The organism is Pseudomonas sp. C2B4 (genome assembly GCF_013359695.1).
Lineage (GTDB): Bacteria > Pseudomonadota > Gammaproteobacteria > Pseudomonadales > Pseudomonadaceae > Aquipseudomonas.
In genome coordinates this window covers 15,063-33,628 of record NZ_JABFMU010000043.1, presented here as the reverse complement: position 1 = coordinate 33,628, position 18,566 = coordinate 15,063, and the positions used below count along the sequence as shown (strand labels likewise).

Genomic DNA, 18,566 nt, shown 5'->3' with positions numbered 1-18,566 from the left:
GCGGATCAGAGCCCGCGAAATCGTTGAGGCATACAGGGAGCGGTACGGTCATGAGTCGAGCATCGACTGCAGGTGGAGACCTTCATGGCGGGTTGATTCTGGTGGTTGAGGACGACCCGCTGATCCTGGAATTTCTCTGTGAAATTCTTCAGGAAGAAGGCTATGTGGTGGAGCCGCAGACCAGTGCGGACGCCGCATCGGTGTACTTGCAGAACCATGCGCAGGGCGTCGGGTTGTTGCTGACCGACATCACCATGCCCGGCACACTCAACGGCGCAGACCTGGCCAACCTGTTCGGTGATCGCTGGCCGGACAAGCCGATCATGATCATGTCCGGCTACGAAACCCCGCAAAGCTCCGGCGTGCGGCACGAGGTGTCGTTCATCAAGAAACCCTGGGCGCTGGGGCAGTTGCTCGATTGCGTGGACGGGGCGTTCAAATCACGCCGTACCCTGTAGGAGCGAGCCTGCTCGCGAAAGCGGTGTATCAGTCGACATCAATGCTGAATGTAAGACCGTTTTCGCGAGCAGGCTCGCTCCCACAGGGATGGTGTACAGTCGCCATCTCCTGGAAATTAGGAACGACACTTTTGGCCACTCCAGAATCCGTCTTCAACCTCCCATACCGCGCCTTCCTGTTCGACATGGACGGCACCATCCTCACCTCGATCGCCGCCGCCGAACGCGTCTGGACCACCTGGGCCGTGCGCCATGGCGTCGATGTCGAGCGCTTCCTGCCCACCATCCATGGTGCCCGCGCCATCGATACCATTCAGCGCCTGGCGTTGCCCGGTGTCGATGCCGAGGCTGAAGCGGCGTGGATTACCGCCGCGGAAATCGAGGACGTCGAAGGGGTCGAAGAGGTGGCCGGCGCGGCGAGTTTCCTCAAGTCTTTACCGGCACATCAATGGGCCATCGTCACCTCGGCGCCCAGGACGCTGGCATTGCGGCGCATGGCGGCGGCCGGCATTCCTGAGCCGGATGTGATGGTCACCGCCGAGGACGTCAGCCAAGGCAAGCCCGACCCGGCCGGGTATCGCCTGGCGGCCCGGCGACTGGGGGTCGAGATCACCGATTGCCTGGTGTTCGAAGATGCGACGGTGGGGATACTCGCGGCCGAGGCGGCGGGGGCGGACTTGATGATTGTCACGGCGACGCATGAGGGGCCGATTGAGACGGCGTATGTGACGTTGGCGAGTTATGACCGGGTTGGCGTTCGGGTAGATGCCGACGGACTCGTCCGCCTGCACCCAATCTAAACCTGTGGGAGCGAGCCTGCTCGCGAAAGCGGTATATCAGGCACTTCAATGTTGACTGACACGCCCTATTCGCGAGCAGGCTCGCTCCCACATTGGGATTTGTTTGTTTCAGTAGATGCCGGGAATCAACCGCCAACTCCGCGCGCAATACGCTTCATATTCACTGCCAAACTGCGCCCTTAGCAGCGCCTCTTCTGAATGAATCCGCGCAACCAGCGGCACCAGCGTCAACACGACCAACAGCAGACCCACGCTTGAACGAAACGCCAGCCCCCAACCCACGCCGATGACCAGCATCCCCAGATAACTGGGGTTGCGCAGATGGCGGTAGATGCCATCCGTCACCAGCCGATGCCCCGGTTGTATCGCCACCAGCCCGCTGAAACGCTTGCCCAGCACGAACACCGGCCACAACCGCAGTGCGCCGCCGAGGATGAACAGGAGCGCGCCGAGCCAGCGCACACCTTCGCCGCCGAAGGTCCAGACGTCGATGCGATCGGTGTAGGCCGGCAGAAACCCGCTCACCAGGCCAATGACCCCGAAAGCCGGGATCACCCAGCGATTGGCCCGGTCCTCACGTTCGCCGGCACTCAGGTTGACCTCGGTGAACAGCGAAGCGATGGCCATGACCAGCGTGGCCAGTGCCACTACCGTCAACGCGGCATGGGAGAAAAAGGCGCCAAAACCGCCCAGCCCCCAAATGGCCAGGGCGAGGTAGGCGAGGGTGGTCACGATGGCGAAAAATGCCAGTTTGGCCGAGATTTTCATAACACCTCCACGATCTACACCTTCCATTGTAGGAGCGAGCCTGCTCGCGAGGGTCGTGATCGAAAACGCGGGGATTCAGGAAGCACGCGTTAGCGTTGACGATCATCGCGAGCGAGCTCGCTCCTACAGAGGTGGGGATCGTTCCCTTACGCAGGTTAGGCGGAGATCTCCGAACGGGCACTACGCCGAATCATCTGCGGCGGTTGCCCGAACGCCCGCAGAAAGGCTTCGCGCATGCGGCGCCGGTCGCTGAAGCCGGTTTCCAGGGCAATCTGGTCAAGGGTCAATCGCCCGCGCTCGAGCATTTGCCGCGCCGCTTCCAGGCGCAGGTTCTCGATGGCCTTGGCCGGCGATTGTCCGGTTTCGGCGCGAAAGGCGCGGCTGAATTGCCGTGGACTGAGCCGGGCCACGTCGGCCAGTTGCTCAACCGTCAGCGCCTGGGACAAATGTTCCCGGGCATAACCGAGCACGGTCTGTATGCGGTCGGATTTCGGCTCCAGTTCCAGCAGCGCCGAATGCTGCGACTGGCCACCGGCACGGCGGTGATACATCACCAGTTTCTGCGCCACCGAACGGGCGAGTTCGGCGCCATGGTCCTTTTCAACCATGGCCAGCGCCAGGTCGATACCGGCGGTCATGCCGGCGGACGTCCAGATCGAACCGTCGATCACGTAGATGCGGTCGGCCTCCACCTTGATCGAGGGGAAGCGCTCTTGCAGTTGCCGCGCATAAGCCCAGTGCGTGGTGGCCCGACGACCGTCGAGCAGTCCGGCCTGGGCCATGACAAAGGCACCGGAACAGATCGACGCCGTGCGCCGCGCGGTCTGGGTGCTGGCGCGAAGGTAATCCAGCACCGCTTCGGGGGCCTGTTCGAGGATGGAGTCGCCGCCGACCACGATCACGGTATCGAACAGCCGCTCATCGAATGCCTCGGTGCCAACCGTCAATCCGCCGGAGGCGCGCAGGGTACGCCCATCCTCGGACAGCACACGCACGTCATACAGGGCTTCGCCGGCGCTGAAATTGGCGTATTCGAACACCGGCATGGCCGCCAGCGCCATGGACTGGAAACCCTCGAAAACCACAAACGCCACGCTGATCATCGCGATGCCCTCAAACGGTAATGTCCGAAAAACGTACTTTAAACGTCATTTGCGACACCTGTCAGGCCATTTATAACTGAGCGCACCCGGCGACTGTCTCGCCTCACTGTGAAGGAAATTGAACATGGCGCTTTCATCCAAAGGTACCGCATTGATCACCGGCGCTTCATCGGGCATCGGCGCGGTGTATGCCGACCGACTGGCCCGTCAGGGTTACGACCTGATTCTGGTGGCGCGCAGCCGGGCAAAACTCGATGCCCTGGCCAACCGCTTGAGCGATGGAACCGGGCGCAACGTGCAAGTGGTCGCCGCCGATTTGAAAGACAAAGCCGATTTGCTGCGGGTCGAACAGATCCTGCGCAGCGATGCCAGCATCACCCTGCTGGTCAACAACGCCGGGGTTGGGGCCGTCATGCCACTGCTCGGCAGCCCCGTGGATGACATGGAAGAGATGATCGCCCTCAACATCACCGCGCTGACGCGCCTGGCCTATGCAGTCGCCCCCGGTTTCGTCGCCCGAGGGAACGGAACCGTGATCAACATCGCGTCGATCGTCGCCATCGCTCCGGAGATCCTCAACGGCGTGTACGGCGGGACCAAGGCGTTCGTCCTGGCGTTGAGCCAGTCGATGCACCGCGAACTGGCCGACAAAGGCGTGCGTGTCCAGGCCGTGCTGCCGGGTGCCACCGCCACGGATTTCTGGAGCGAGGCGGGTAATCCGGTGGAAAACCTGCCGCAGGAAATCGTGATGTCTGCTGAAGAGATGGTGGATGCGGCGTTGGTTGGTCTGGCGAGCGGGGAAACCGTGACCATTCCGGGCCTGCATGATGGCGAACAGTGGGACCGTTACGAAGCCCAGCGCCAGACACTGTCCGGGCTGTTCGGCAACTCCAGGGCGGCGCCGCGTTACCGTTAGATTGCGGGTGTTCTTGAGGCCGCCTTCGCGAGCAGGCTCGCTCCCACAGGGGTTAGCGCATGTCCTGTGGGAGCGAGCCTGCTCGCGAAGGGGCCATAGAAGTGTCGGCGCCTGGACAGGGTGAACTAAGCTTGAACAAGGACCGTTCACCGCTGACTCGTGGAACATTCGACGGGGCATCGGCGTGCAACAGGAGCCGTCATGCTTCACATCAGAACGCCATTGATCCTGCACCCAGGCCTCTCGACCCCGAACCGCCGTATCTGGCTCAAACTGGAAAACCTGCAACCGAGCGGCTCCTTCAAGCTGCGCGGCATGGGGCTGTTGTGCAGCCAGGCGGCGGCGCAGGGCAAAACCCGGGTCGTCTGTCCTTCCGGTGGCAACGCCGGGTTCGCCACCGCCGTGGCCGCCGCCAGCCTGGGGCTCAAGGCCTGCATCGTGGTGCCGCACACCACGCCGGAAACCACCCGCGCCCGAATCCGCAAAACCGGCGCCGAGGTGATCGTCCACGGCAAAGTCTGGGATGAGGCCAATCTGCGGGCCCGGGAGCTTGCACAGGGCGCGGACACCGAATACGTGCCGGCCTTTGACCATCCGGTGTTGTGGCAAGGGCACAGCACGATGATCGATGAGATTCTCGAAGACTGTCCGCAGGTTGACGCCCTGGTGACGTCGGTGGGCGGTGGCGGCTTGCTGGCCGGTTTGCTGACCGGTCTGCTTCGCCATCAGCGCAAGGACTGCCGGATCGTTGCCTGCGAAACCGAGGGCGCGGCATCATTCGCGGCGGCCATGGCGGCAGGGCATCCGGTACGTCTGCCGCGAATCGATACGGTTGCGACCTCGCTCGGCGCCGCTCAAGTGGCCGCGTGGCCGGTGCAACACATCCTCGATTTTCCCCACGAATGCGTCGTCCTCGGCGATGAGGAAGCCATCATGGGCGTGGTGCGTTACGCCAGCGATCTGCGCCAGCTGGTTGAACCCGCCTGTGGTGTTTCGCTGGCCATCGCCTACCTGGACCACCCGGCCATCGCCGAAACTCACGATGTGGTGATTGTGGTGTGTGGCGGGGTCAGCATCAGCGCGCAACTGGTGGCTGGCTGGGCTCGGTAGGTTTCTGGCGAACAATACCTGTGGCGAGGGGATTCATCCCCGTTCGGCTGCGAAGCAGTCGCAAGTCCGGACAATTGAGTCTGTCTGAACCAACACTGGGGCCGCTTCGCGACCCAACGGGGATGAATCCCCTCGCCACTAATGTGGGTGCTCAGGCGAAAGTGAACGGCGCCTTATTGACCTGCGGTCACGCCGTCCTGGACGAGAATGGCGCGGGCCAGGTCTTCGTCGCTCGCGTTGTTGAGGTCGGGATGATTTTGCCGGAGTTGATGGAGCACCGACTCCAGATAAACACCGCGGATCGTACCGCCGCTGGCCACGAAGCTGGAGGCGTCGTCCCGGGCGGGAATCATCATTTTGTCATCCTTGAACGTCGAATACAGCGAAGCAGATACGCCGGCCGAGGTGGCGACGTCGCCCGCATCCACGTCGGCCATTGCAGTACCGACCGGTAAACACAGCAACAGGGAAGAAACGATAATCAGACGGCGCATGACGGTGTCCTCTGAAAGCGTGCAACAAAAAGGAAGTGCCTCACCTTTAGGATGCACGGCGTTCGTCGAGAGTTCCCTGTTGTTGTCCCTGCGCGGTGGTTCAACGGCTAAACCGGTTGCGATACTCCCGTGGCGAGACCCCCAGGTTACGCTGGAAGGTCAGGCGCATGCGCTCCTCATCGCCGAAGCCGCACTGCCGTGAGATTTGATCGATGTTGCGTTCGGAGTCTTCCAGCAGGCGTCGCGCGGCTTCCACGCGCAAGACTTCGACGGCCTTGGCGGGGGTACGGCCGGTCTTGAGCTTGTAGACCCGGGCAAAGTTTCGCGGGCTCATCTGCACTTGCTGGGCGAGCGTCTCGACCGTGAGGTTTTCACCGGCCAGGTTCTTTGTGATCCACAGGTGCAGGTCGTCGAAGGCGGCGCCCTCGCTGGTCTGCGATTGCAGCAATTGACTGTACTGCGCCTGGCCGCCGGGGCGCTTGAGAAACACCACCATTTCCCGGGCCACCTGCAACGCCACTTCACGGCCGCAATCTTCTTCCACCAGCGCCAGGGCCAGGTCGATACCGGCGCTGACGCCGGCAGAGGTCCAGACCGAACCCTGCTTGACGAAGATCGCATCGTTGTCGACTTCGATCGACGGGTAGCGTTGCTTCAGCATTTCGAACATCGCCCAGTGCGTGGTGGCGCGTCGTCCTTCGAGCAATCCCGCCTCGGCCAGCAGGAATGTGCCGCTGCACACGGACGCCGTGCGCTTGGCATTAGCCGATGCCTCTGCCAGCCACGCGACAAGGTCCAGTGAATTGTTCATGGCGTAGAGAATATTCGGTGCGCCGGGAGCGATCAGTGTGTCGATTGAGTCGACCCCGAAATCGCTCAGCGGCACGGTGTTCACCGCCAGGCCTTCGGCGGTTCTCATCAAGCCACCGGCAAGGCTGGCCGTATGCAGCGCGTAACCCGGCAAGCCGCGGGAATTCATGTAGCGGGAGGCGGCCCAGAACACCGTTTGCGCGCCGGTCAGGTCCAGAAGGCCCATGTCCGGGTAGGCAAGGAAGACGATCAGGCGCGGTTCGCCCAGAGGGATTTCCGGTGATTCGAAGGGACTGGGTATTGCGTTCATAAGCTTCTGTTTCAGCGAGTTGGAATAATGATAATTCGCAAACGGTATAAACGTGATTGCAGCTGATCGGCTGTCAGGAATTCAGGGTTTTATGTCAGTCGGCCCGACGAAGTTTAGTCCTGCCAGCGGCGCTTGGTTGTAGGATATTTGTTCGCTGTCTGCCTCGATAACTACAACGAAGGTAGAGATCATGTCCAAGAACATTGTGATTGTGGGCGCCGGTTTCGCCGGTGTCTGGAGTGCCCTGGGCGCGGCGCGTGTACTCGATATCAACGGCAAGACCGCCGATGTCGATGTGACGCTGGTGTCCCCGCGCCCGGAGCTGGTCATCCGTCCGCGCCTGTACGAACCTTCCCCTCACGAAATGACCGCGCCCTTGATGCCCGTGCTCGATGCGGTGGGCGTCAAGTTCGTCGGCGCCGAAGTCGAGCGTATCGACACCTCGGCCCGTCAGTTGCACGCCCGTACCGCCGACGGCCGCAACATCAACCTGGCCTATGACCGCCTGCTGCTGACCAGCGGCAGCCAGCTCAATCGGCCCCCGGTGCCGGGGCTGGCCGAATACGCTTTTGCTTCGGATCAATTGCCCGACGCGGTGGAGCTGGAGGAACACCTGATCGGGCTGCGCAACCTGCCGGATTCGCCCGGACGCAACACCGTCGTGGTGGTGGGCGGTGGTTTCACCGGTCTGGAAGTGGCCACCGAACTGCCGGAAAAACTGCGCAAAATCCTCGGGCCGACTGTCCCGTTCAGGGTCGTCGTGGTCGAGCGCGCCGATGAGATAGGCCCGGACCTTGGCCCGAACCCTCGGCCCCTGATCATCGAAGCATTGAAGCAGATGGGCATCGAGTTTCAGGTCGGCTCCGGGGTGGTCGCCATCGATGCCGATGGCGTGCAGACCGCCAATGGTCAGCGCATCGACGCTCAGACCGTGATCTGGACAGGCGGATTGGTCGCCAGTGGCCTGACGACCCAAGTGTCCTCGCAACTCGACCGTCTGGGCCGCGCTGAAGTGACCGACGATTTGCGCGTGATCGGCACCGATCACGTGTTTGCCGCCGGCGACGTGGCCAGGGCGTTGACTGACGATCAGGGGCACTACGCGCTGATGTCCTGCCAGCACGCGATCATCATGGGGCGTTTTGGCGGGCACAACGTCGCCGCCGACCTGCTGGGCGTGCCAACCCTGCCGTACCGTCAACCGTTTTACGCCACCTGCCTGGACCTGGGCGAGTGGGGCGCGGTGTACACCGAAGGCTGGGATCGCCAGATCGTGCTGACCCATGACGAAGGCAAGGAGCGCAAGCGCATGATCAATACCCAGTGGATCTACCCGCCAGCAGCGAACCGTGCCGACGCGCTGGCGGCGGGTGATCCGCTGGCATCGTTCTGAACGGATGGACTGGTCATCCTGTGGGAGCGAGCCTGCTCGCGAAGGACGTCAACGATGACGCGTTTTTTCTGAATGAACGCGCCGGACCTTGAGACCATCGCGAGCAGGCTCACTCCTACAGTTTTGGTTTTGCACTCGTGAGTATTGAGAACAATTGTATTGCCGATCCCTGTCTGTTTCCGCACAAAAGGCCTGCGTACCTTGAGGCCACCGAAACCAGACAAGGACCCGCTCATGTTCAATCGCTTGGTACTGCCGTTTGCCCTGTTGTTCACCCTCAACGCCGCCCACGCCGCGGATGCCGAAAAATGGTACCCGTCGAAATACGGCGCCCACGACGAAATTGGCGCGCTGAACCTGCTCGATGCCGATTCGGTACTCAATGCCGCCAAACTGATCAAGACCGGCAAAACCTATCCGCTGGCCGTGCCCATCGACAAGAACCTGCCGGCCTTCCGGCATCGCAGTTTCCACCTGACCAACGTCCAGCCCGGCGAAGCGGGCGGCACCACCATGGGCCCGAACAAATTCACCTTCAACGATGAACTGGTGGTGGGCTGGACCGGTGTCGGCACCCAGCTCAACGGCATCGGCCACATCGGCATCGACAATGTCTACTACAACGGCAATCGCGCAGCGGACTTCGTCACCGTGGAAGGGGTGCAGAAACTCGGCATCGAAAAAGTCCCGCCCATCGTCACCCGTGGCGTGGTGCTGGACATGACCGCGGTGTACGGCAGCGCCATCGTGCCGGAGAAAACCGAGTTCACCGTCGCCGACATCCAAAAGGCCCTGGACCTGCAAGGCATCAGCATCGAGAAAGGTGACGTGGTACTGTTCAACACCGGTTGGCTGGAGCTGCTGGGCAAGGACAACCAGAAGTTTCTCGCGGTGGAACCGGGCATCGGCATGGCGGCGGCCAAATGGCTGGCGGACAAGCAGATCGTCGCCTTCGGTGGCGACACCTGGGCTTCGGAAATCTATCCCGGCACTGACGGCCAGGAGTTCCCGGTCAACCAGTTCATGCTGGCGAAGAACGGCATCTACAACCTTGAGCTGATCGACAGCCGCGCGCTGGTGCGGGACAAGGCCTGGACCTTCATGTTCGTGCTCGGGCAGCCGCTGTACAAGGGCTCGACCCAGGTCAACATCAACCCGGTGGCGATTCGCTGACAACCTTCACTGCCCATCAACTGTGGGAGCGGGCTTGCTCGCGAAAGCGGCGGGTCTGTCGACGACAATGGTGACTGACACTCCCTCTTCGCGAGCAAGCCCGCTCCCACAGGGGATTTGTGATGGGCCGGGGGATGACAAATGCTCATCCCCCGGCCCGTTGTTGTCATTTGTTTGCCCGTTGTCCCGCCCCCTAGAGTGAAGCGTGCGCCTTGGGCGTATTCCTTTCATTCGAGTCATCGCCTGCCGAACGCAGGCGAGGGAGTTTTTTGATGTCCGATATTGTGGGCCAGCAGTTCATCGACGGGCAGCGCAGTGCCCTGGGCCAAGAGATTTTGCACAGCCTTGATGCCCGCACCGGGCAGGCGCTGCCCTTTGTTTTCCATCAGGCCACCGAGCAGGAAGTCGAACTCGCGGTCGCGGCGGCCACCCGTGCCTTTGCGCCGTTCCGTCAGTTGCCGCCGCAGCGCCGCGCCGAATTTCTCGAGGCCATCGCCGAGGAAATCGATGGGTTGGGGGATGATTTCATCGCGCTGGTTTGTCGGGAAACCGCGTTGCCGGAGGGGCGGATTCGCGGCGAACGCGGCCGCACCACCGGCCAACTGCGCTTGTTTGCCCAGGTGCTGCGTCGGGGTGATTTCCTCGGTGCGCGCATCGACCAGGCATTGCCTGGGCGCACACCCCTGCCACGGCCGGACCTGCGTCAGTACCGCATCGGCGTCGGCCCCGTCGCGGTGTTCGGCGCGAGCAATTTCCCCTTGGCATTTTCCACCGCCGGCGGCGACACCGCCTCGGCGCTGGCGGCCGGTTGCCCTGTGGTGTTCAAGGCCCACAGCGGGCACATGGCGACGGCCGACCGGGTGGCGAGCGCCATCCTGCGCGCCGCGCAACGCACAGGCATGCCCAGCGGCGTGTTCAACATGATCTACGGCGCCGGTGTTGGTCAGGCGCTGGTCAAGGCCGAAGGCATCAAGGCCGTGGGCTTCACCGGCTCGCTCAAGGGTGGACGGGCCCTGGCCGATCTCGCCGTTGCGCGGGCGCAGCCGATCCCGGTATTCGCCGAGATGTCGAGCATCAACCCGGTGATCCTGCTGCCCGAAGCCTTGCGCAGCCGGGGTCGCAAAGTCGCCGAAGAGCTGACCGCCTCGGTCAACCAGGGGTGTGGCCAGTTCTGCACCAGCCCCGGTTTGATCATCGGCCTGCGCTCGCCGCAATTCAGTGAGTTCCTTGAGGCGTTCGCGCAAAACATGGGCGCCCAACCGGCCCAGACCATGCTCAATGCCGGCGCGCTAAACAGTTATCGCGCCGGCCTGAAACACATCGCCGCTCACGGCCAGGTCGATCATTTGGCCGGCCAAGCTCAGGGCGATACCCAGGCACAACCTCAGCTGTTCAAGGCCGATGTACAGTTGTTGCTCGAGGGTGACCCGCTGTTGCAGGAAGAGATCTTCGGCCCGGCCACGGTGGTGGTCGAAGTGGCCGATCAGCAACAGTTGCGCGCCGTGCTCGCCAGCTTGCACGGTCAACTCACGGCCACGCTGATTGCCGAGCCGGCGGATCTGGATCGCTTCAGCGAGCTGTTGCCGCTGCTGGAAGACAAGGTCGGTCGGCTGCTGCTCAACGGTTACCCCACCGGTGTCGAAGTCAGCGACGCGATGGTGCACGGCGGGCCTTATCCGGCCACCTCCGATGCCCGTGGCACTTCGGTCGGCACCCTGGCCATCGATCGCTTTCTGCGACCGGTCTGCTACCAGAACTATCCTGATGAATACCTGCCCCCGGCCCTGCAAAACAGTAACCCGCTGGGCCTCAACCGACTGGTCGACGGCCAGTGGAGCCGGTTGCCCCTGAGCTGACACACCGCCCACGTCGGTGCCTTTTTTGCACATGGCCTCGGCGTGGGCCTTGACGGATTTGCACATTGAATCGAGCACCCAACGATATGGTTCCTTCCCTTGGCAGCATTGCTTCGCGTCTGCGCCTCAAACAACTGCGATTGCTGATCGCCCTGGATGATCGCGGTTCCCTGCACAAGGCCGCCGAGCAGATTTCGATTTCCCAGTCCGGCGCCACCAAGGCGCTGCACGAGGTCGAATCACTGCTCGGCATGCCGCTGTTCGAGCGTCAGCCCAAAGGCCTGGTGGCCAATGAAATGGGACGTTGCATGATTCGTTATGCACGGCTGATCTACAGCGACGTGGAGCACCTGCGCGAGGAAATGCTCAGCATCATGCGCGGCCAGGGCGGGCGGCTGTCGGTGGGGGTGATCATGGGCGCGGTGCCGTTGTTGACCCGCGCACTGACCGAGTTGCGCCTCAAGCAGCCGGAGTTGTCGGTAGAACTGGTGGAAAACACCAGCGCCACCTTGCTCGGCTTGCTGGATCAGGGGCGCCTGGATTTGGCCATCTGCCGTACCAGCGTTGGCCAGCGCTCGGATGCCTATGACTGCATCGAACTGAGTGAAGAGCCCCTGGCCGTGGTCGCGAGCAAGGATCATCCGCTGGCCAGTGCCGAGTCACTGCAATTGTCCCAATTGAGCGATTACCGCTGGGTGGTTTATCCCAAGGACATGCCGATGCGCCAGGCGCTGGAGCGTGAGTTGAATGAAGCCGGACTGGAAATTCCCCGTTACCCGCTGGAAACCTCGTCGACCTTCGCCACCATTTTGCTGGTGCAACAGGACCCGACGTTGCTCGCGGTGATCCCGGTGGAAGTGGCGCAATTCTGCGAGCAGCACGACTTGCTGGTGAAGCTGCCGGTGTCGATGCGCGCGTTGATCGAGCCTTACGGCGTGATCAGCCGGGTCGGCGCCGATCTGTCTCCGGCGGCGACCCTGCTGATCAACGAGCTGCAGCGCGACCTGACTACTTGATCACGATCGGGTTCACCGGCGCGCCGGTGCCGCCGACGATCTTCAGGGGCGCTGCGGTGTAGAGGAACTGCCACTGGCCGTCTTCGGCGCAATCGTTGGCCAGGTCATCGAGCATGGCCACTTCGGTGAAGGTCACGCCGAGGTTGCGCATCAGGGCGTTGTGCAGCGGAATCAACACCCCCGAAGCCGGGTCGACCGCCACTTCGTTGGCCATGGTGTCGGTGACCAGGTTGGGGATTTCCATCTGGTGGAACCACTCCACCAGTTCGCGGCTGAAGGTCAGGCCCGGCTCGGCGAAATCCTTGTAGAACTCCTCGGGTTCGCGCTCGTAGAACGAGCCGATCCAGCCGGTGCGGATGATCAGGATGTCGCGCTTGTGGATCTCGATACCCTGGGCTTTCGCGGCGGCCAGCAGGTCGTGGTGATTGAAGGTCTCGCCCTTGTCCAGCACCGTTTTGCCGCGATGGCGGGCCATGTCGATCAGCACCGCGCGGCCGACGATGCCACGCTCGGCAATTGGCAGGATGCTGGCCTTGTCCATGCCGCCGATGGTGCTCATGGCGTCGTAGCCGTTCCACAGTTTGTTGTCGTGCCAGACATGGCCGAGTGCGTCGTACTGGGTCGAGCCTTGCAGGTGCATGAAGATCACGTCGTCGGCGTATTCGACGTGCCCGTCGAAGTGGGTCTTGCCCGCCAGGAAGTGGCCCTTGTCCAGCACATTGACCCGCATCGACGGGCGTCGGCCGGGCCACAGCGGCTCGCCCTTGGGATGGCCGATCTGCACTTGCAGGGTGAAGGTCTTGCCCTGGCGCACGGCGCTGATACCGCGCAGGACTTCGGCGTTTTGCAGGTAGTTCAGGGCACCGACTTCATCGTCCGGGCCCCATTTGCCCCAGTTGGTGGGCAGGCCTTCCAGCAGGGCCTTGGCGTCGGGAGAACGGTCGGCGGCGGTATTGTTGTTGTGGTCGCACATGGGGTTTTCCTTGTTTGGCAGTTGGCACCGTTAACTGTGGGAGCGAGCCTGCTCGCGAAAGCGGTGTGTCAGATTCATTAATGGTGACTGACACTCCCTCTTCGCGAGCAGGCTCGCTCCCACAGTATTTTTTGCGGTGTTTTTCCGGGCTTATTTGATCGGGGAGAACTGCGCCGGCATCAGCAGCTTCGATTCCATCTTCTCCAGCATCGGGAAGGCGATCGGCACGAAGCCTTCGAGCCAGTCCGGGTCCTGGTACAGGGCGGCGCGTTTCTTGATGCGCTCGTCCAGGCTCTCGTAGGCCCAGATGTGGATCACCTGGTTCAGTTCGCCGATTTCGGTGTACCACCAGCCCACCAGCGTGGTGTAGCGGGAGATCACCGGTAGACCGTTTTCCTCGAAGTGCTTGAGGTAGGTCTGCATTTTTCCGATCTGGATGGTGTAGGTGCGCATTTCGTAGAACATGGTTTTGCTCACTTCAGGAATGAATGCCATGGAAGGCGTTGCTGATGATTCGCTCGACGTCGGCGGCGGTGGTCAGGCGCGGGTTGACCAGCACGTTGCCGCTGCGCATCGAGTCGCTGACCATCTGCGGCATGTAGTCCAGGTCCACGCCCAGGTCCTTGATGGTGTCGGGGATGCCGATGGCCTTGTTCAGCGCCATCACGTGCTCCACCACTTTGCGGCCGGCGAGGGCAGGGCTCAGGCCGTCGACGTTCTCGCCCATGGCCACGGCGATCTCACGGAACAGCTCCGGACAGGCCGGCAGGTTGAACTCGATGACGTAGGGCAGCAGCGTTGCGTTGGCGATGCCATGGGGGATGTTGAACACGCCGCCGAAGGTGTGGGAGATCGCATGCACGTTGCCCAGTTTCGATTGGGCGAACGCGACCCCGGCCAGGAATGAACCGAGCAGCATCTGCTCCCGGGCGTGCAGGTCCACGCCGGTGAAAAACGCTTTTGGCAGATGCGTGCAAATCATCTTGATCGCTTGCAGGGCCAGGGCCTGGCTGATCGGGTTGGCCTGCTTGGACACGTAGGATTCGATGGCATGGGTCAGGGCGTCCATGCCCGTGGCGGCGGTGATCGACGGCGGCAGCTTGAGGGTCAGTTCGGCGTCGAGGATCGCCAGTTTCGGAAACAGCGCCGGGCTGATGATCACGGTCTTGAACAGGGTCTTGGTGTTGGTGAACACCGTGGACGCGGTGCACTCGCTGCCGGTGCCCGAAGTGGTCGGGATGGCGAAGATCGGCAGCGGTGGGTGCAGCAGTTTGTCGTAGCCTTCGTAGTCGAGGATGCTGCCGGGGTTGGTGGCCATCGCCGCCACACCCTTGGCGGTGTCGATGCTGCTGCCGCCGCCGACGCCAATCACCGAGTCGCATTCGTGGTTTTTCAGGAACGCCACGGCGCGCTCCAGCACGTCGGTGGTGGGGTTGGGTTCGACACCGGCAAACACTTCATAGGCAATCTCGCTGTCAGCCAGCGAGGCAAAAAAAGACGCCATCACGCCCGACGCCATCAGCCCTTCGTCGGTGACCACCAGCAGTTTTTTTCGGACATGGGGCTTGAGCAGCGCACCGGCCTGACGCACCAGGCCATTGCCGCTTTTCAAGGTCGTGGGGAAGTAAAACTGGAACGGGTTCATGGGGTGTCTCCAGGTGCTTGGTTCTTGTTCGTCCGGGAACAGTAATCAGCGTCGCAGCCTGTCGATAATGAAAAGGTCTGATCCAGCGATCACCCTTTGTCATCCCCCGGCAAGCGGGTAGGCAGTGGTAACGTGAGCGCTTCCAACACTCAGGAGCATCGTCATGGATTTGGGTATTTCGGGGCGCTGGGCGATTGTCTGCGCCGCCAGCAAGGGCTTGGGCCTGGCCTGTGCGCGGGCCTTGGCGAAGGAGGGCGTGAACCTGGTGATCAATGCCCGTGGCGACGAGGCGTTGCAGGCCGCCGCTGTGGCGTTGCGCAACCTGGGCGTAGAAGTGCGCACGGTAGCCGGGGACATCAGCGAGGCGGCTGTTCGCGCACAGGTTTTGGCGGCCTGCCCGCAGGTCGACATTCTGGTCAACAACGCCGGCGGACCGCCGCCCGGCGATTTCCGCGACTGGCAGCGCGAGGACTGGCTGAAGGCGCTGGACGCCAACATGCTCACGCCGATCGAGCTGATCAAGGCCTGTGTCGATGGCATGGCCGAGCGCGGTTTCGGGCGCATCGTCAACATCACCTCTGGCGCGGTGAAGGCGCCGATCGATGTGCTCGGCCTGTCCAATGGCGCCCGCAGCGGCCTGACCGGTTTCATTGCGGGGCTGGCGCGTCAGGCGCGATTGGCGGGCAACAATGTCACGGTCAACAACCTGCTGCCGGGGCCGTTCGAGACCGAACGCCTGCAAAAAACCTTGAGCGCCGCCGCCGAGGCCAATGGCACCAGCGTCGAGAGCATTGCCGAGCAACGGCGCAAACATGTCCCGGCACAGCGTTTTGGCCAGCCGGATGAATTTGGTGCGTATTGCGCGTTTATCTGCGGTGCGCAGTCCGGTTTTCTGACCGGGCAAAATCTGTTGCTCGATGGTGGCAGCTACCCGGGGACCTTCTGATCCTGGCGGGGGATGACATTCGGTGATCCCCCAATCAGATCCCATCATTATTCAGCGTTGGGGAGCGTGATTAGAGTGGGGCCGCTTGCCTCATGCCAGTCAGTCAAAACACTGAACCTGTGGGAGCGAGCGTGTGTGGCGAGGGGATTTATCCCCGTTCGGCTGCGAAGCAGTCGTAAGACCATTCTCTGTGGTGTGCCTGATACACCGCGATTTTAGGTTTTGGGGCCGCTTCGCAGCCCAGCGGGGATAAATCCCCTCGCCACACAGGCTCGCTCCTACAAGGGATTGCATCGTTCGCAATTTTGACCGTCAGGTATTTGGCCGCTTGTTTCCACAACAATAAGAGCGCCCCCACATGAACAATCCGAGTGCCGAAAGCCTGGTATTGCCAGCCGCGACCGCAACGATGCGTGCCACCAACGTCCGCTGGCGAATCTTCCTCATCATGCTGATGCTGACCGCGATCAACTACATCGACCGCGCCTCGCTGTCGGTGGCGTTGCCGCTGATCTCCAGCGAATTCCAGATCCCGCCGGCCCTTGAGGGCCTGATGCTCAGTGCGTTTTTCTGGTCCTACGCGCTGATGCAAATCCCCGGCGGCATGCTGCTGGACCGCTTCCACACCCGCCGCGTGATCGTCGTCGCGACGGTCGCCTGGGGCGCGTTCCAGGCCCTGGCCGCCGGCGCGCACAACTGGATCACCCTGTTGATCACCCGCATGGGCCTGGGCGTCGCCGAGTCGCCGATCATGCCGGCCGGGGCCAAGCTCAACGGTGCCTGGCTGACCCCCAACGAACGCGGACGCGGCGCGGTACTGGTCGACGGCGGCGCGCCGCTGGGCAGTGCCTTCGGCGCGATCATCATTGCCGGGCTGATCGGCTGGTTCGATTCGTGGCGCATTGCGTTCGTGATTGCCGGCGTCGGCACCATGCTCGCCGGCGTGCTGGCCTGGAAATACATCCGCAACCACCCCAGCGAGCACCCGGGTGTCAACGCTGCCGAGCTGGCACACATCACCGCCGGCAACGCCACGGTCAGCCAGCCCGGCGCGGTCACCAGCATCCCTTTCAAGGAGCTGCTCAAGGACCGTTCCGTGCTGGCCATGTTCGCCGGTTACTGCTGCATCCTCAGCGTGTTCTACGGCCTGCTGACCTGGATGCCGAGCTACCTGCACCAGACCCACGGCCTGAACATTTCCGGCATGGGCGGCGCGACCTTCCTGATCTTCATGTGCGGTTTCGTCGGTGAACTGGTCGGTGGCTACCTGGGCGATAAATGGAAATCCAGCGGTGCCTCACCGAACCTGGTGATGCGCAGCATGTTCAGCGGCTCGGCACTGGTGGCGGCGCTGTGCATGCTTGGCACGGCGTACGCCTCCGAGGCGAGCCAGGCCATCGGACTGCTGTGCGTGGCGATGTTCTTCATCCGCTGGTGCGGCATGTATTGGTGCATTCCGTCGATCCTTGGCGGCACCTCGAAAACCGGCGTGTTGGCCGGCACCATGAACTTCTGCGGCAACATGGCCGGCGTGATCGTGCCGATCCTGATCGGCCTGATCGTGCAATTCACCGGCTCGTATTTCCTGGTACTGATCTTCTTCGTGGTCATGGCCATGCTGCTGGCGATATTCTCCAGCCTGATCGATTACCGGGAGCGAGGACTGGTTTGATGAGCGTTGATGTCGATTGCGTGGTGGTCGGCGCCGGTGTGGTCGGGCTGGCGGTGGCCAGGGCCCTGGCCATGAGCGGACGCGAAGTGATTGTGGTCGAGGCCTCTGAGGCCATTGGCACGGGTATCAGTTCGCGCAACTCGGAAGTGATCCACGCCGGCATCTACTACCCCGGCGGCAGCCTCAAGGCGCAGTTGTGCGTGGAGGGCAAGCAGCGCCTCTACGCCTACTGCGAGGCGCGCGGCGTCAGTCATCAGCGCCTTGGCAAACTGATCGTCGCCACCGATGAAGCGCAGCACCTGGCCCTGCAACGCTTGCTGGAGCAGGGCCGGCAAAACGGTGTCGATGACCTGCAATGGCTGGATGCCGATCAGGCGCGGGCGCTTGAGCCTGCATTGTCCTGCGTCGCCGCGCTGTGGTCGCCGTCCACCGGCATCGTCGATTCCCATGGGCTGATGCTCGCGCTGCAAGGCGATGCCGAAGCGCAGGGTGCGTCGCTGGTGTTCCATACGCCGCTGTTGTCGGCGCGGTGCACTGATCAGGGTTTCGAGTTGCAGATGGGCGGCGCCGAGCCCATGACCTTGAGCTGTCGCGAGTTGATCAACTGTGCGGGCCTGTCCGCACCCGACGTGGCAAGCCGTATCGCTGGCCTGCCGGCGCAACATATTCCCGAGGCACGATTGTGCAAGGGCAGCTATTTCAGTTTCAGTGGTCGGGCGCCGTTCCGTCATCTGGTGTACCCGGCACCGGAAAGCGCCGGGCTGGGGGTGCACATGACCTTGGACCTGGGTGGGCAGGCACGTTTCGGGCCGGACGTGGAATGGGTCGACACGGTCGACTACCGCGTGGATCCAACCCGGGCCGAGGGCTTCTACGAGGCGATCCGTCGTTACTGGCCGGGCCTGCCGGACAACAGCCTGCAACCGGCCTACAGCGGCATCCGCCCGAAAATCAGTGGCCCGGGCGAAGCGGCAGCGGACTTTCGCCTCAGCGGCCCGGCCGAACATGGGGTGCCGGGGCTGGTCAATCTTTTCGGCATCGAATCGCCCGGGTTGACCAGTTGTCTGGCGCTGGCCGAACGCGCAATTCAGCAGCTTGCATGACCCCCTGTGGGAGCGAGCCT

General features: G+C 62.6%; 18 protein-coding genes. 11 read left to right on the top strand and 7 right to left on the bottom strand.

What is annotated here, in order from left to right; translation table 11 throughout:
- Positions 1 to 50 precede the first annotated feature (50 nt).
- Both HNQ83_RS22745 and HNQ83_RS22740 read left to right on the top strand, forming a co-directional pair.
- Positions 51 to 458: a response regulator gene (locus tag HNQ83_RS22745; protein WP_175391014.1), complete on the top strand. Its 408-nt coding sequence runs from the start codon at positions 51 to 53 to the stop codon at positions 456 to 458.
- A gap of 131 nt (positions 459 to 589) precedes the next feature.
- Positions 590 to 1,258, top strand: coding sequence for an HAD family hydrolase (locus HNQ83_RS22740; protein ID WP_175391013.1), 669 nt, complete (start codon positions 590 to 592; stop codon positions 1,256 to 1,258).
- A gap of 108 nt (positions 1,259 to 1,366) precedes the next feature.
- Here HNQ83_RS22740 and HNQ83_RS22735 read toward each other — a convergent pair whose 3' ends face one another.
- Positions 1,367 to 2,026, bottom strand: a complete 660-nt coding sequence (locus HNQ83_RS22735) for an isoprenylcysteine carboxylmethyltransferase family protein (RefSeq protein ID WP_175391012.1) — start codon at positions 2,024 to 2,026, stop codon at positions 1,367 to 1,369.
- A gap of 155 nt (positions 2,027 to 2,181) precedes the next feature.
- Positions 2,182 to 3,129, bottom strand: a complete 948-nt coding sequence (locus tag HNQ83_RS22730; protein ID WP_175391011.1) for a GlxA family transcriptional regulator — start codon at positions 3,127 to 3,129, stop codon at positions 2,182 to 2,184.
- A gap of 124 nt (positions 3,130 to 3,253) precedes the next feature.
- Between HNQ83_RS22730 and HNQ83_RS22725 the strand changes: the two genes are divergently transcribed.
- Positions 3,254 to 4,045 carry an SDR family oxidoreductase gene (locus HNQ83_RS22725; protein ID WP_175391010.1) on the top strand — a complete coding sequence of 264 codons (792 nt, stop codon included), beginning with the start codon at positions 3,254 to 3,256 and terminating at the stop codon, positions 4,043 to 4,045.
- 201 nt (positions 4,046 to 4,246) lie between these two features.
- The gene (locus HNQ83_RS22720) at positions 4,247 to 5,155 is read left to right on the top strand and encodes a pyridoxal-phosphate dependent enzyme (RefSeq protein WP_175391009.1); all 909 of its coding nucleotides are present in this window, start codon (positions 4,247 to 4,249) and stop codon (positions 5,153 to 5,155) included.
- 173 nt (positions 5,156 to 5,328) lie between these two features.
- Here the strand turns inward: HNQ83_RS22720 and HNQ83_RS22715 are convergent, their stop codons facing one another.
- On the bottom strand, positions 5,329 to 5,649 hold the full coding sequence (locus HNQ83_RS22715; RefSeq protein WP_175391008.1) for a DUF2388 domain-containing protein: 321 nt from the start codon (positions 5,647 to 5,649) through the stop codon (positions 5,329 to 5,331).
- A 100-nt stretch (positions 5,650 to 5,749) separates the two neighbouring features.
- Positions 5,750 to 6,769, bottom strand: a complete 1,020-nt coding sequence (locus HNQ83_RS22710) for a GlxA family transcriptional regulator (RefSeq protein ID WP_175391007.1) — start codon at positions 6,767 to 6,769, stop codon at positions 5,750 to 5,752.
- A gap of 190 nt (positions 6,770 to 6,959) precedes the next feature.
- On the opposite strand from HNQ83_RS22710, the gene HNQ83_RS22705 reads away from it, so the two are divergent.
- The 4 genes from HNQ83_RS22705 to HNQ83_RS22690 all read left to right on the top strand — a co-directional run bounded on the left by HNQ83_RS22705 (position 6,960) and on the right by HNQ83_RS22690 (position 12,207).
- Positions 6,960 to 8,162 (top strand): NAD(P)/FAD-dependent oxidoreductase, encoded by a 1,203-nt coding sequence (locus HNQ83_RS22705; RefSeq protein ID WP_175391006.1) that lies wholly within the window; start codon positions 6,960 to 6,962, stop codon positions 8,160 to 8,162.
- A gap of 234 nt (positions 8,163 to 8,396) precedes the next feature.
- Entirely contained in the window at positions 8,397 to 9,335 is a 939-nt protein-coding gene (locus HNQ83_RS22700) for a cyclase family protein (protein ID WP_175391005.1), read from the top strand.
- Positions 9,336 to 9,607: 272 nt separating this feature from the next.
- The gene (locus tag HNQ83_RS22695; protein WP_175391004.1) at positions 9,608 to 11,191 is read left to right on the top strand and encodes an aldehyde dehydrogenase (NADP(+)); all 1,584 of its coding nucleotides are present in this window, start codon (positions 9,608 to 9,610) and stop codon (positions 11,189 to 11,191) included.
- Positions 11,192 to 11,277: 86 nt separating this feature from the next.
- Positions 11,278 to 12,207 (top strand): LysR family transcriptional regulator, encoded by a 930-nt coding sequence (locus tag HNQ83_RS22690; protein WP_175391003.1) that lies wholly within the window; start codon positions 11,278 to 11,280, stop codon positions 12,205 to 12,207.
- Here HNQ83_RS22690 and HNQ83_RS22685 read toward each other — a convergent pair.
- From HNQ83_RS22685 to HNQ83_RS22675, 3 genes are all read right to left on the bottom strand, one after another.
- Positions 12,200 to 13,180, bottom strand: a complete 981-nt coding sequence (locus HNQ83_RS22685) for a cyclase family protein (protein WP_175391002.1) — start codon at positions 13,178 to 13,180, stop codon at positions 12,200 to 12,202. The two genes, HNQ83_RS22690 and HNQ83_RS22685, sit on opposite strands and share 8 nt — an antisense overlap.
- 150 nt (positions 13,181 to 13,330) lie before the next feature.
- A complete protein-coding gene (locus HNQ83_RS22680) occupies positions 13,331 to 13,675 on the bottom strand; it encodes an NIPSNAP family protein (protein ID WP_256669133.1) in 345 nt (114 codons plus the stop codon).
- A complete protein-coding gene (locus HNQ83_RS22675) occupies positions 13,659 to 14,825 on the bottom strand; it encodes an iron-containing alcohol dehydrogenase (protein ID WP_175391001.1) in 1,167 nt (388 codons plus the stop codon). The genes HNQ83_RS22680 and HNQ83_RS22675 overlap by 17 nt, the downstream gene beginning before the upstream one ends.
- A 163-nt stretch (positions 14,826 to 14,988) precedes the next feature.
- On the opposite strand from HNQ83_RS22675, the gene HNQ83_RS22670 reads away from it, so the two are divergent.
- From HNQ83_RS22670 to HNQ83_RS22660, 3 genes are all read left to right on the top strand, one after another.
- On the top strand, positions 14,989 to 15,771 hold the full coding sequence (locus HNQ83_RS22670) for an SDR family oxidoreductase (RefSeq protein WP_175391000.1): 783 nt from the start codon (positions 14,989 to 14,991) through the stop codon (positions 15,769 to 15,771).
- Between the two features lie 358 nt (positions 15,772 to 16,129).
- A complete protein-coding gene (locus tag HNQ83_RS22665) occupies positions 16,130 to 17,443 on the top strand; it encodes an MFS transporter (protein WP_175390999.1) in 1,314 nt (437 codons plus the stop codon).
- A complete protein-coding gene (locus HNQ83_RS22660; protein ID WP_175390998.1) occupies positions 17,443 to 18,546 on the top strand; it encodes an NAD(P)/FAD-dependent oxidoreductase in 1,104 nt (367 codons plus the stop codon). Before HNQ83_RS22665 ends, HNQ83_RS22660 begins: the two co-directional genes overlap by 1 nt.
- The last annotated feature ends 20 nt before the right edge of the window (positions 18,547 to 18,566 follow it).